This window comes from Xanthomonas maliensis, from assembly GCF_009192945.1.
Lineage (GTDB): Bacteria > Pseudomonadota > Gammaproteobacteria > Xanthomonadales > Xanthomonadaceae > Xanthomonas > Xanthomonas maliensis.
In genome coordinates, this window is sequence record NZ_NSET01000071.1 from 1 (window position 1) to 14379 (window position 14379).

Sequence of the window (14379 nt, forward strand, 5' to 3'; positions counted from 1 at the left end):
TACCTGACGCGTTGATGTTCCGTGGCCGGCGGCGTTCTGCCGCACGGCCGAAGGACGGCGACGATCCGCGGCTAGTCCGGATCGTCCACCGAGGGAGCTGCCACCGAATCCCGCTTGACCAAGAGGTGAGCCACCACATGATCGACCATCGCCGTGCGCTCTTTTGCCCGGATCGTCTTCAGCAGGATGTCCAGGGCGGCATCGGCCATGGCGGCGATCGGTTGTTGCACGGTGGTCAGCTCCGGCCAGACGCCGGTAGCGGCGGAGGTGTCGTCGAAGCCGACCACCGACAGGTCGCGCGGCACGTCCAGGCCACGGCGGTGCGCCACCGAGATCGCCGCGGCCGCCATGTCGTCGTTGCTGGCGAAGATCGCGCTGGGTGCGCGCTTGCGGGCCAGCAGCTTCTCGGCCGCCAGCAGACCGGAGCGGTAGGTGTAATCGCCCGGCTGGACCAGATGGCGGTCCAGGCGCAAGCCGGCGGCCGTCAACGCGGCCTGGAAGCCTTCGAAGCGACGCGCACTGGCCGACAGGTTGGGATGGCCGGCGATGTAGCCGATGCGGGTATGGCCGTGGGCGATCAGATGTTCGGTGATCTCCTTGGCGGCGGCGAATTCGTCGATACGCACGCTGGCGACATCGGGACTGAAGTGATTGGAGGCGATCGCCACCACGGGCACCTTGGCCCGCACCAGTTCCTGCACGGCCGCCTGCGATTCGCACAACGGCGGCGGCAGGATCACCCCGGCCACGCCCTTGGCCAGCTTGCGTGCCGCCTTGCGTTCGGCGTCGGCATCCAGGTCGTCCCAGCAATCGATCACCAGCTGGATCGGCGTGCGCGAGGCCACGCGCAACACGCCCAACAACAGTTCGCGCAGATAGGCGCCGCTGGGATCGCTGTAGATCAACGCCACTCGCGTGCTCTGCGCGGCGGCCAGCGTGCTGGCGGCCAGATTGGGCGTGTAACCGAGCTTCTCGACCGCGCGCATGACCCGTGCACGGGTCGTCTCACGCACGCTGCCGTTGTTGTTGACCACGCGCGAAACCGTCATCGGCGAGACCTTGGCCAGCGCCGCCACCGCGTCGATGGTGGGCGCCTGGCTGGTACGACGGACCGATTTCCTGAGCTTTTCCAAGCCTGGCCTCTTCACGTGATGGACAACCTCATCGGTTGCCGGGTCATGGTACCGGTAAGTCCCCAGGGGAGCGATACGCGCACGGCGCGCCGCCGCGCAACGGAACATCGCGCATGAGCGGAACCGGGTTGTGTCAACGCGTGCGCCATGTGTGGCGTCTGAGCGCGCGCAGCGGCGTGCTGCTGGTGCTGTGGGCGGTCGTCGCACTGCAGGCCAGCACGGCCGCGCATGCCGAGGATGGCTACGATCTCTGGTTGCGCTACCAGCCGGTGCCGACCACCGTCCGCGCCGACAGCACGCTGCCGGCGCTGCTGCTGGCCGGCGATAGCCCAACCCTGCAGGCGGCGCGCGCCGAGCTGCAACGCGGGGTGCACGGCCTGCTGGGAACCGCGCTGGCAGACACCGCTGCGGTCGCGACCGATGGCACCCTCGTGCTGGGCAACGCCGCGGCCCCACAGATCGCCGCACTGCAGCTGCCGACCGCCGGACTGGGGCGCGATGGCTATCTGCTGCGCAGCGTGACCATCGGCGGGCACCGGGCCATCGTCATCGTCGGCGGCAGCGATGTCGGTGCGCTCTATGGCAGCTTCCATCTATTGCGCTTGCTGCAGACCGGCCAGTCGCTGCATGCGTTGGCGATCCGCCAGGTGCCATCACTGCAATTGCGCCTGCTCAACCACTGGGACAATCTCGATGGGGTGGTCGAACGCGGCTATGCCGGCGCCTCGCTGTGGAACTGGCAAACCCTGCCCGGGTATCTGGATCCGCGCTATACCGACTACGCGCGCGCCAACGCCTCGCTAGGCATCAACGGAACCGTCCTCAACAACGTCAATGCCAATGCCTGGAGCCTGACGCCACAGTACCTGGACAAGACCGCGGCACTGGCGAACGTGTTCCGGCCTTACGGCATCCGGGTGTTTCTCAGCGCGCGCTTCAGCGCGCCGATGGAGATCGGCGGCCTGCCGACCGCCGATCCGTTGGATGCGCGCGTGCAGCAGTGGTGGCGCGACAAGGTCGCCGAGATCTACGCACGCATTCCCGACTTCGGCGGGTTTCTGGTCAAGGCCAATTCCGAAGGCCAGCCCGGACCGCAGGACTATGGCCGCACCCACGCCGACGGCGCCAACCTGCTGGCCGATGCGCTGGCACCGCATGGCGGTGTGGTGATGTGGCGGGCCTTCGTCTACGCACATGCGCAGGTGGACGACCGCGCCAAGCAGGCCTACGACGAGTTCATGCCGCTCGATGGCGCCTTCCGCGACAACGTGATCGTGCAGGTCAAGAACGGTGCGATCGACTTCCAGCCGCGCGAGCCCTTCCATCCGTTGTTCGGCGCCATGCAGCGAACCCCGCTGATGCTGGAATTTCAGATCACCAAGGAGTATCTGGGCTTCTCCACCCATATCGCCTACTTGGGCACGCTGTTCGCCGAGACGCTGCAGGCCGACACCTGGGCGCATGGTCGCGGCTCGACGGTGGCCAAGACGCTCGCCGCTCCGCCGCCGGCATGGACGCGTGGACGTCCGCCACTGAGCGGCATCGCCGGCGTGGCCAACATCGGTGCCGATCGCAATTGGTGCGGATCGATCTTCGACCAGGCCAATTGGTATGCGTTCGGACGCCTGGCCTGGGATCCGCAGGCGGATCCGCAGGCCATCGCCGAGGAGTGGGTGCGCATGACCTTCGGCAACGATCCGGCGGTGGTGAGGCCGATCGTCGGCTTGCTGATGCGCTCGCGCGAGGCCGTGGTGGACTACATGACACCGCTCGGCCTGCATCATCTGATGGGACGCGGTCACCACTATGGGCCGGCGCCCTGGGATGCCGGCAGCGAACGCCCGGACTGGGACCCGGTGTACTACCACCGCGCCGATCGCAACGGCATCGGTTTCGACCGCACCGCCAGCGGCAGTAACGCGGTGGCGCAGTACGCCGCGCCGGTGGCGCGCCAGTTCGGTGATCTGCGACGCGTTCCCGAGCGCTACCTGCTGTGGTTCCATCATGTTCCGTGGACGCATCCGATGGCCTCGGGCCGTCCGTTGTGGGACGAACTGGTGTGGCACTACGACCACGGCGTACAGGAGGTGGCGGCCATGCAAACGACCTGGCAAGGTCTGGCCGGCAAGATCGATGCGCAACGCTACCGGCAGGTGGCCGACTTTCTGGCGATCCAGCAGCGGGAAGCGCACTGGTGGCGCGATGCCAGCATCGCCTACTTCCAGAGCATCTCTGGCCTGCCCTTGCCGGCCGGTGCCGCCGCTCCCGCGCATCCGCTGTCGTACTACCAGGCCCAACGTTTTCCATATGCCCCAGGGAATCCGCAATGACACGCTCCTTGTTCCCGACACTGGCGCTGCTGCTCGCGCCGCTTGCACAGGCGCAGATGCCACCGACGCTGTTGCATGGCGTGTTTCAGGATCACCTGGTCCTGCAGCGCGACGCACCGATCCCGGTGTGGGGCCAGGCGCAACCGGAGGCGCGGCTGACGGTGCGGCTGGATAATGCGCAAGTGCAGGTGCGCGCCGACCGCCAGGGCGCGTGGTCGGCACGCTTGCCGGCGCACCCGGCCGGCGGTCCCTATACCCTGCAGGTGCAGGCTGCCGGCGGTGGCCAGCAGCAGGTGCAGGACGTGCTGGTCGGCGATGTCTGGCTCTGCTCGGGGCAGTCGAACATGGAGCTGCCGGTCAACCGCACCCTGGATGCGCGCAGCGAAATCGCCGATGCCGACCACCCGACCATCCGCATGTTCAAGGTGCCGGCGCAATCCAGCCCGACGCCGCAACGCGGCTTTGGCGGCCCGACCCATTGGCAATTGACCACGCCCGAGAGCGTGCGCGACTTCTCTGCAGCCTGTTACTACTTCGCACGCGAATTGCAGAAGACCGTGAACGTGCCGATGGGATTGATCGATGCCTCGTGGGGCGGTTCGCAGATGCAGGCCTGGATCGGCGAGCGCGCCTTGCGCGCCGGCAGCGACGCCGGTCCGGCCCTGGACGTGCTGGCGCGCTACGCAGTCGATCCGGTGGCCGCCGCGCCGCGCTGGGGCGCGCTGTGGGAACGCTGGTGGAACGCGCATGGCGAAGGCCAGCCGTGGCAACCGGATGCACCCGGCGCCTGGCAGCTGGCGCCGCCGGCACTGGGCGCCTGGGACGACTGGGGCGTGCCGCAGCTGGTCGGCTTCAACGGCATGGTCTGGTATCGCACCAGCGTGACCTTGAGCGCAGCGCAGGCAGCGCAAGCCGCTGAGCTGCTGCTGGGGCCGGTCGACGAAATGGACCAGACCTGGGTCAACGGACAGCCGGTGGGCAGCAGCTACGGCGCCGATCAGCCACGCCGCTATGCGCTGCCACCCGGCCACCTGCATGCGGGCCGCAACAGCATCGTGATCAACGTCCTCAACACCTATCGCCGCGGCGGCTTGCTCGGCGAGGCCGACTCACGTGCGTTGCGATTGGCCGACGGCACCACGGTGGCGCTGGATCAGCCCTGGCAGTACCGCATCGTGCCCCAGCAGATCGGCATGCCGCCGCGCGCGCCGTGGTCGTCGGCGGCCGGATTGACCACGCTGTACAACGGCATGATCGTGCCGCTGGGTCAGCTCGGCTTGCGCGGCGTGCTGTGGTACCAGGGCGAGTCCAATGCGGGCGATGCCGCGCATTACCCGGCGCTGCTGGATGCCTGGCAGCGCGATTGGCGACAGCGCTTCGGTGCGCAGCTGCCGCTGCTGGTGGTGCAGCTGGCCAACTACGGCATGCCGCCGACACAGCCTTCGGAGAGCGGATGGGCGCAGTTGCGCGAAGCGCAGCGACGCTTCGTCGCCAGCGACCCGCATGCCGGGCTGGCGGTGGCGATCGACATCGGCGATCGCTACGACATTCACCCGGCCAACAAGCAGGAGCTGGGCCGGCGATTGGCGCGTGCCGCGCGCCATGTGGTCTACGGCGAGGCGATCGCTGCCTCCGGACCGGTGCCGCGTAGTGTGCAGCGCGACGGTGCGCAGCTGCGCATCGACTTCGACGATGTCCAGACCGCATTGGTGAGCTACGGCGCCGACGCACCGATCGGCTTCGAAGTCTGCGGCCGCAGCGCCGGTAGCTGCCGCTACGCCAGCGCCAGCGTGCGCGGCAACAGCGTCGTGCTGCCGATTGCCGACGGCAGCGAGGCCGCACGCGTGCGCTATTGCTGGGCCGACAGCCCGGTGTGCACGCTCTACGACCGCAGCGGCCTGCCAGCCGGGCCATTCGAACTTTCCGTCAACGCCTCCTCCCCCTGAGCGAACGCCATGTCAGACGCCTCATCCGATACCGCCACTGTTCCCGCACAAGGCTCGGCCCGCGATCGCGAGATCGTCGAGGCCCGCGTCATCGTCACCTGCCCGGGACGCAACTTCGTCACCTTGAAGATCCGCACCCGCGCCGGCATCACCGGGCTGGGCGATGCCACCCTCAACGGCCGCGAGCTGGCGGTGGCGGCCTACCTGCAGGAACACGTGGTGCCGAACCTGATCGGCCGCGATGCCGGCCGCATCGAGGACATCTGGCAGTTCCTCTACCGCGGCGCCTACTGGCGGCGCGGGCCGGTGACCATGAGCGCGATCGCCGCGGTGGACGTGGCGTTGTGGGACATTCTCGGCAAGATGGCCGGCCTGCCGCTGTACCAGTTGCTGGGCGGCCGCTCGCGCGAGGGTGCACTGGTCTATGGCCATGCCAATGGCCGCGATATCGCCGAAACCAGCGATGAAGTCGGCCGGTTTCGCGAGATGGGCTTCATCGCCATTCGTGCGCAGTGCGGCGTGCCAGGCATCAAGAAGACCTATGGCATTTCCATCGGCGGCAAGCCCTACGAGCCGGCCGAGAGCGAATTGCCGACCGAGACGGTGTGGTCGACACCGCGCTACCTCGGCATCGTGCCGCGCCTATTCGAGCAACTGCGTGCCGACCATGGCGACGAGATCGAGCTGCTGCACGATGCGCATCACCGGCTCACCCCGATCGAAGCCGCACGCCTGGGCCGCGATCTGGAGCCGTACCGGCTGTTCTGGCTGGAAGACGCCACCCCGGCCGAGAACCAGCGCGCGTTCGAGATCATTCGCCAGCATACGGTGACGCCGCTGGCGGTGGGCGAGGTCTTCAATTCGATCTGGGACTGCAAGCACCTGATCGAGCAGCAATTGATCGACTACATCCGCACCACGATTGTCCATGCCGGCGGCATCACCCATGTGCGCCGGCTGGCTGATTTCGCCGCGCTGCATCAGGTCCGTACCGGCTTCCACGGCGCCACCGACCTGTCGCCGGTGTGCATGGGCGCCGCCTTGCACTTCGACACCTGGGTACCCAACTTCGGCATCCAGGAATACATGTTCCATTCCGACGAGGCCAATGCGGTATTTCCGCACGACTACCAATTCCGCGCCGGACGCCTGCATTGCGGCGAAACGCCGGGGCATGGCGTGGACATCGACGAAGCGCTTGCAGCGAAGTATCCCTACGTGCCCAAACAGCTGCCGGTGGCGCGGCTGGAAGACGGCGCGATGTGGGATTGGTGATGCGCGCACTTTCCACCCTCTGTGCGACATTGCTGATGGCCTTGGTAGCGGCTGCGACCGTACAGGCGCAAGCGGCTGCCGACGTCGCCTTCGACTGGTTCGACTACCGCGGCGACGATGCGGTGTTCGCCACGCCGCTGCCAGCGGGCCATTACCGCAACCCGGTGTTGGCCGGGTTCTATCCTGACCCCAGCATCACCCGGGTCGGCGAGCGCTATTACCTGGTCAATTCGACCTTCGCGTATTTCCCGGCAATCCCGGTGTTCGAAAGCACCGATCTTGTGCACTGGACGCAGATCGGCAACGTGGTCGACCGCCGCGAGCAACTCGATTACGACGGGCTCCGCATCTCGCGCGGCATGTTCGCGGCCAGCATCCGTCATCACGGCGATCGGTTCTACGTGGTGGGCACCGCAGTCGATAGCGGTGGCAATTTCATCGCCAGTGCCAGCAACCCGGCGGGCCCGTGGTCGCCGCTGACGTGGCTGCCGAGCATCGACGGGATCGACCCGTCGCTGTTCTTCGATCGCGATGGCAGCGCCTATCTGCTCAACAACGGCCCACCGGAAGGCACGCCGCTGTACGACGGGCATCGCGCGATCTGGATGCAGCGCTTCGATATCGCCACCCATCAGCCGGTCGGTCCGCGCAAGGTGTTGCTCAATGGGGGCGTGGACCTGGCCAGCAAGCCGATCTGGATCGAGGGCCCGCACCTGTATCAACGCGACGGCTGGTACTACCTCTCGTGTGCCGAAGGCGGTACCGGGCCACAACATTCGCAGGTGGTGTTGCGCAGTCGCACCGTATGGGGTCCGTATGCACCCGCACCGAACAACCCGATCCTGACCCAACGCGATCTGCCGGCCGAGCGCGCACATCCGATCAGCAACGCCGGTCACGTGGACCTGGTCGACACACCGGACGGCCAGTGGTGGGCGGTCTTTCTCGCAAGCCGCCCCTACGCTGGCGATCGTTACAACACCGGCCGCGAAACGTTTTTGCTGCCGGTGCAGTGGCGCGATGGCTGGCCCTCGATCCTGCCGGCGGGGCAGCCGATTCCTTACATCGCCAAGGCGCCCGCGGGCATGAAGGCAGGTGCCACGCAGGCGCCATTGTCGGGCAACTTCGTCTGGCACGACGACTTCGATCAGGCCACGCTGCAGCGCGAATGGCTGACGGTCCGCGTGCCAAAGCAGGACGTGGCCGATCTCCGCACGCGTGCCGGCTGGTTGACGCTGCACGCCGGCAGCCAGGGCCTGGATGGGCCCGGCACGCCGGCGTTGTTGGCACGGCGACAGCAGCACACGCGCTTTACGGCAAGCACGGCGCTGGCCGTCCCCGCGCGGGCAGGCATCAGTGCAGGCTTGGCCGCATTTCAGAATTCCACCGCGTGGTATGCACTCGGCATTCGTCGCGATGGCGACGCAGTGCAGGTGTTCCTGGACAAGCGCGATGGCGCGGCTACCACCACGCTCGCACACACCCGCATTCCGGCCACTGCGCAGGTGCGGTTGCAGATCAGCGGCGATGGCGGTGCCTACAGCTTCGCCTTCGCCGCCGATGGCGGCAGCTGGCAATCGCTGCGCCGCAACGATGATGCCGGCTTTCTCAGTACCGCACAGGCCGGCGGTTTCGTCGGCAGCATGATCGGGCCGTTCGCCCACTCGCATCCCGACCGCCCTCAACAGGACTGACCATGCCTTCGCATCCGCCCGCCCGTTTCCGTTCGCTCGCGCACGGCGTTCTGCTCGCACTGGGGTGCGTCGCAGCAACCGCCCATGCCGCCACGCCGCCACCGTATCTGGATACGCAGCGCTCTTTCGAGGCGCGCGCGGCCGATCTGGTGTCGCGCATGACGCTGGAAGAAAAGGCCGCACAGATGCAGAACGCTGCGCCGGCGATTCCGCGCCTGGGCGTGCCGGCCTACGATTGGTGGAACGAGGCCCTGCACGGCGTGGCGCGCGCCGGCGGCGCAACGGTGTTCCCGCAGGCGATCGGCATGGCCGCGACCTTCGACCTGCCGCTGATGCACGAGGTCGCCACCGCGATCAGCGACGAGGCGCGTGCCAAGCATCATCAGTTCCTGCGCCAGAACCAGCATGCGCGCTATCAGGGGCTGACCTTCTGGTCACCGAACATCAATATCTTCCGCGATCCACGCTGGGGCCGCGGGCAGGAGACCTACGGCGAGGATCCCTTCCTCACCGCACGCATGGGCGTGACCTTCGTGCAGGGCCTGCAGGGCGAAGGCGACGATGCACCGAAAAACGCGCAGGGTGAGCGCTACCGCAAGCTCGACGCCACCGCCAAGCATTTCGCCGTGCACAGTGGCCCGGAAGCCGATCGTCACCACTTCGATGCGCGCCCCGCCCAGCGCGACCTGTACGAGACCTACCTGCCGGCGTTCGAGGCACTGGTCAAGGAGGGCAAGGTGGATGCGGTGATGGGCGCCTACAACCGCGTGTATGGCGAGTCGGCCAGCGCCAGCAAGTTCCTGCTGCAGGATGTGCTGCGCCAGCAATGGGGCTTCAAGGGCTACGTGGTCTCCGACTGCTGGGCGATCGTGGATATCTGGAAGCACCACAAGATCGTCGCCACCCGCGAACAAGCCGCCGCGCTGGCGGTCAAGCACGGCACCGAACTGGAATGCGGGGAGGAGTACTCCACCCTGCCGGCGGCCGTGCATCAGGGCCTGATCGACGAAGCGCAGATCGACACCGCGCTGACGACCTTGATGACCGCGCGCATGCGCCTGGGCATGTTCGATCCGCCCGGGCAGTTGCCGTGGTCGACGATTCCCGCCTCGGTCAACCAATCACCGGCGCACGATGCGCTGGCGCGGCGCATGGCGCGCGAATCGCTGGTGCTGCTGAAGAACGATGGTCTGCTGCCGTTGTCGCGCGCCAAGCTCAAGCGCATCGCGGTGATCGGTCCCACCGCCGATGACACCATGGCGCTGCTCGGCAACTACTACGGCACGCCGGCCGCGCCGGTCACCGTGCTGCAAGGCATTCGTAACGCGGCCCCGAACGCGCAGGTGCTGTACGCGCGCGGCGCCGACCTGGTCGAGGGGCGCGACGATCCGGCCGCCACGCCGCTGATCGAACCGCAATACCTGCGGCCGTCGGCCAACTCGCCCGAGCGCGGTTTGCGTGGCGAGTACTTTCGCAATCGCGACTTGTCCGGCACGCCGGCCCTGGTGCGGGTGGATGCGCAGATCGGCTTCAAATGGGACCGCGGCTCGCCGACCGACAATCTGCTGGCGCGTGGCGAAGCCGGCCCGAGCGAAGCGGTGCCGGCGGACAACTTCAGCATCCGCTGGAGCGGCCAGCTGGTCCCGCCGACCACCGGCACCTACCACCTGGAAGCGGCCGCCGATGACGGCGTGCGCCTGTACCTGGACGGCAAGCCGGTGATCGACCGTTGGAGCACCAGCGACCGCCTGCACGCCGATGGCGTCGACGTGCAGCTGCAAGCCGGCCGTGCCTACGAGGTGCGGCTGGAATACTTCGAAGGCGAGCGCGATGCCGCCGTGCGCCTGGCCTGGCGCCAACCCGGGGCCAAGCCGCCCTTGCAGGAAGCGCTGGACGTGGCGCGCAGCGCCGATGTGGTGGTCTTCGTCGGCGGCCTGACCGGCGATGTCGAAGGCGAAGAGATGAAAGTGAATTACCCCGGATTTGCCGGCGGCGACCGCACCGACCTGCGCCTGCCCAAGCCCCAGCGCGACCTGCTCGAAGCCTTGCAGGCCACCGGCAAGCCGATGGTGGCGGTGCTGACCACCGGCTCGGCGCTGGCGATCGACTGGGCGCAGCAGCACGTGCCGGCGATCCTGCTAGCCTGGTATCCCGGCCAGCGCGGCGGCACCGCGGTGGCCGACACGCTGTTCGGCGATGCCAATCCTGGCGGTCGCTTGCCGGTGACGTTCTACAAGGAAAGCGAAACCCTGCCGGCGTTCGACGACTACGCCATGCGCGGCCGCACCTATCGCTACTTCGGCGGCACGCCGCTGTATCCGTTCGGCCACGGCCTGTCGTATACGCAGTTCGCCTATTCCGACTTACGCCTGGATCGCGATCGCGTCGCCGCCGATGGCAGCCTGCGCGCCACCGTGACAGTGACCAACACCGGCAAGCGCGCGGGCGACGAGGTGGTGCAGCTGTATCTGCATCCGCTCGCCCCCAAGCGCCCGCATGCGATCAAGGACCTGCGTGGTTTCCAGCGCATCAGCTTGCAGCCCGGCGAGCGACGGGAGCTGCAGTTCGTCATTTCACCGCAGCAGGCGCTGCGGATCTACGACGAGGCGTCCAAGGCTTACACGGTCGATGCCGGCGACTACGAAGTGCAGGTGGGCGCGTCCAGCGCCGATATCCGCGCCAAGCAACGCTTCAGCGTCACCGCCGCCGCCGGCAGCACGCGGTGAGGGCGTACACGCCTTGCGCAGCACCGTCATGGCCGGACCAGGTCATGGCGGCGGCGGCCGAGCAGGACAGACCAGACAGCACACACGCCGCTCCTGGTGTGTTGCGCGGTGGCCCGCCGGCCATGCCGGTGGCGATGCAGCACGGACGCCCTCGCCGGGCGGCCACCGCGGATGCATCGCAACCGATGGCGGTCGTCATGGCAAGCTCTGCGCCGTCACTGCGCGCAGGCTGCAGGCGTGCACCGCCGGTGCTGCCGCTTGCTCTCTCATCACCCGTGCTCCGATCGTCGCGATGACCCACGCCCCCGCATCCCTCCCCAGGCTCAGTGCCGCCACGCTGACGCAGCTGCCGGCCGCCATCGTCCGGCCGGGCTACGACCCTGCCGCCACCCGGATCGGCATCGTCCACCTCGGCGCCGGCGCCTTCCATCGCGCCCACCAGGCCGCGTACATCGATGCGCTGCTTGGCGAGCAACCGGACTGGGGCATCTGCGCGGTGTCGCTGCACAACCCGCAGGTGCGCGATGCCTTGCGACCGCAGGACGGGCTATACACGCTGGCGCTGCTCGATGAGGCACCGCAACTGCGCATCATCGGCGCCATTCGCGAGGTCCTGTGCGGCGGCGACGAACCCGCGGCCGTGCTTGCACGCCTGGCCGATCCGGACGTCCGCCTGGTCACGCTCACGGTGACCGAGAAGGGCTATTGCCTGCTCGGCGACACCCTGGACCTGGACCATCCGGACATCGTCCACGATCTCGCCCATCCGGCCAGCCCACGCAGCGCGATCGGCTATCTGGTCGCCGGCCTGCGCACGCGCTGGCAGCACGGCACCGCGCCATTCACCGTGCTCAGTTGCGACAACCTGACCGACAATGGCCACCTGCTGCGCGCTGCCGTGCAGCGGCTGGCGCAACAGCACGACCCGGCATTGGCGCAGTGGATCCAGGCGCAGGTCAGCTTTCCTTGCAGCATGGTCGACAGCATCACCCCAGCCAGCGACGACGCGCTGCGCGCGCGGGTGCAGGCGCAGATCGACCTGGACGATGCCTGGCCGATCCAGCGCGAGCGCTACAGCCAGTGGGTGATCGAAGACCGCTTCTGCAACGGGCGGCCGGCCTTGGAGCGGGTGGGCGTGACCTTCAGCGACGACATCGCCGGTTATGCACGCGCCAAGCTGCGGCTGCTCAACGGCCCGCATTCGGCGCTGGCCTACCTCGGCAGCCTGTTGGGGCTGACAAGCGTGGCCGAGGCCATGCGCCATCCACAGCTGGCGCCCTTCGTGCAGCGCTTGATGCAACAGGACATCGCGCCGACGCTGCCGCCGCTGGCCGGCTTCGATGCGCAGGGCTATAGCGCGGCGATTCTGGCGCGCTTCGCCAATCCCGCCATCGATCATCGGCTGGCGCAGATCGCCTGGGATGGCTCGCAGAAGCTGCCGGTGCGCTTGTTCGGGACGCTGCGCGATGCGATGGACGCGGGCCGGCCGATCGATCGGCTGTGCCTGCCGGTCGCTGCCTGGCTGCACTTCGTCCGGCGGCAGGCGCACGCCGATGTCGCCCTGGTCGATCCATTGGCCGACGCCTTGCATGCCGTAGGCCGTGCAGCCAATGGCCAGGCCGAGCACGACCTGCCGGCCTTCCTCGGCCTGGACGCGGTGTTTGCACCAGTGCGCCGCGAGGCGCACCTGGTCACTGCGTTGACGGCCGCGTATCGCACCCTCGGGGATGGCAGCGCGTCCGCTGTCGAGGCGGCTCTGGCTGCAAGCGCACAGCGCTAGTCGGCAGCGCTGGACGCCGGCCTTTGCGTCTATCGTCAACGCGCAGGCGGCGCTGCGATCTCAGCCATCGATCGCCTGCCCGATCCGCAACAGATTGCCGCTGTCATCGACGATGGCGAACTCGCGCATGCCCCACGGCTTGTCGGCAAGCGGATCGCAGCGTGGAATGCCGTGCGTCGGCAAGCCTGCTTGCGACATCGCCGCGTACAGTGGCGCAACGTCGGCAACGCGCAGGTAGCAACCGGCGTAGCAGGTCGCCGGATCGAGTTCCGGATGGGCGAAGAAATGCAGCTCCACCTCGCCGCGAGTGAGAATGGCGTAGCCGGGATCATGGGGATGCGCGTCCCCGGCGAATCCAAGCCGTCGATAGAACGCCACGGTCTGCGCGATCGCGCGGCTGGGCAGCGTGGGGATCGCCTGGTCGATGCGGGCGGCGGGCATGTGCGTGATCTCCTTGCGGGGGTGGATGGCGCGGCCGCCCCAGGTGGGCGGAGACAGCAGCGGGCTCGCTCAACGCGACTCGGCGTCGCCAGCGCCGTGTAAGCGCACGAAGTCGACGAAGGCGCGCAACGGCGCCGGCAGATGGCGACGCCCCGGATAGTAGAGGAAGGGGCCACTGAAGGGTTGCCACCAGGGTTGCAACACCGGCTCCAGCGCCCCGCTGTCCAGGTGCGGGCGCAGCCACTCCTCGAACAATTGGATCACGCCCAGCCCGGCCAGTGCCGCGTCCACCGCCAGATCCACGCCGGCCCCCAGTCGCACCAGCAACGGGCCGGTGGGATCGACCCTTACGCATTCGCCATCGCGCTCGAACTCCCACGGCGGGATGGCGCCACTGGCGAACTGCCCGCGCAGGCAGGCATGGGCAAGCAAGTCGCGTGGATGCTGCGGATGGCCGCGCTGGGCCAGGTAGGCGGGCGACGCCGCGGTGGCGAAGCGTTGCACGCGCGGGCCGATCGGCACCGCGATCATGTCCTGCTCCAGGCGCTCGTCGTAGCGAATGCCGGCATCGCAACCGGCGGCCAGCACGTCGACGAAACTGTCTTCCACGATCACTTCCAGACGAATCTCCGGATAGGACTGCAGAAAGGCCGGGACGATGGCTGGCAATACCAGCCGCGCCGCTGCGCCCGGGACGTTGAGCCGCAGGTTGCCGCTGGGCCGATCGCGGAACCCATTGACCACGTCCAGCGCCGCCTGCACTTCGCCCAGTGCCGGAATCAAACGCTCGGCCAAGCGTGCGCCAGCCTCGGTGGTGGCCACGCTGCGGGTGCTGCGATTGAGCAAGCGCACGCCGAAGCCAGCTTCCAGCCGGCGCACCGCCTCGCTCAGACGCGAGGCGGAGGTGCCGCTGATCCGTGCACCTTCGCGGAAGCCGCCGGCGCGCACCACCGCCAGAAAGGCATGCAGGTCCTGCAGATCGGTGGTCATTGTGCGCGATCCCGTACGACCCGTTTCGATGAGCGCAGATTATCGCGCGGCACTGCCGCGACTA

At 68.0% G+C, this 14379-nt stretch carries 8 protein-coding genes and 1 pseudogene; 6 read left to right on the forward strand and 3 right to left on the reverse strand.

The window, feature by feature from the left end; genetic code table 11:
- Positions 1–71 precede the first annotated feature (71 nt).
- Positions 72–1133 (reverse strand): LacI family DNA-binding transcriptional regulator, encoded by a 1062-nt coding sequence (locus CKY51_RS20125; RefSeq protein ID WP_031338942.1) that lies wholly within the window; start codon positions 1131–1133, stop codon positions 72–74.
- A 221-nt stretch (positions 1134–1354) separates the two neighbouring features.
- Between CKY51_RS20125 and CKY51_RS20130 the strand changes: the two are divergent.
- From CKY51_RS20130 to CKY51_RS20155, 6 genes and pseudogenes are all read left to right on the forward strand, one after another.
- Positions 1355–3463 (forward strand): annotated as a pseudogene (locus CKY51_RS20130) (alpha-glucuronidase family glycosyl hydrolase); the annotation flags it as partial.
- Positions 3460–5409, forward strand: a complete 1950-nt coding sequence (locus tag CKY51_RS20135) for a sialate O-acetylesterase (RefSeq protein ID WP_022971402.1) — start codon at positions 3460–3462, stop codon at positions 5407–5409. The pseudogene CKY51_RS20130 and the gene CKY51_RS20135, both read left to right, overlap by 4 nt.
- Before the next feature lie 9 nt (positions 5410–5418).
- Positions 5419–6684, forward strand: a complete 1266-nt coding sequence (gene manD, locus CKY51_RS20140) for a D-mannonate dehydratase ManD (protein ID WP_152249777.1) — start codon at positions 5419–5421, stop codon at positions 6682–6684.
- Positions 6684–8378, forward strand: a complete 1695-nt coding sequence (locus CKY51_RS20145) for a glycoside hydrolase family 43 protein (RefSeq protein ID WP_022971404.1) — start codon at positions 6684–6686, stop codon at positions 8376–8378. The genes manD and CKY51_RS20145 overlap by 1 nt, the downstream gene beginning before the upstream one ends.
- A gap of 2 nt (positions 8379–8380) precedes the next feature.
- Positions 8381–11104: a glycoside hydrolase family 3 protein gene (locus tag CKY51_RS20150; protein ID WP_022971405.1), complete on the forward strand. Its 2724-nt coding sequence runs from the start codon at positions 8381–8383 to the stop codon at positions 11102–11104.
- Between the two features lie 292 nt (positions 11105–11396).
- Positions 11397–12884 (forward strand): mannitol dehydrogenase family protein, encoded by a 1488-nt coding sequence (locus CKY51_RS20155; RefSeq protein WP_022971406.1) that lies wholly within the window; start codon positions 11397–11399, stop codon positions 12882–12884.
- 60 nt (positions 12885–12944) lie between these two features.
- Here the strand turns inward: CKY51_RS20155 and CKY51_RS20160 are convergent, their stop codons facing one another.
- Both CKY51_RS20160 and CKY51_RS20165 read right to left on the reverse strand, forming a co-directional pair.
- Positions 12945–13325, reverse strand: coding sequence for a bleomycin resistance protein (locus CKY51_RS20160; protein ID WP_022971407.1), 381 nt, complete (start codon positions 13323–13325; stop codon positions 12945–12947).
- Positions 13326–13394: 69 nt separating this feature from the next.
- Positions 13395–14294 (reverse strand): LysR family transcriptional regulator, encoded by a 900-nt coding sequence (locus CKY51_RS20165; RefSeq protein WP_202902246.1) that lies wholly within the window; start codon positions 14292–14294, stop codon positions 13395–13397.
- Positions 14295–14379: the final 85 nt, after the last annotated feature.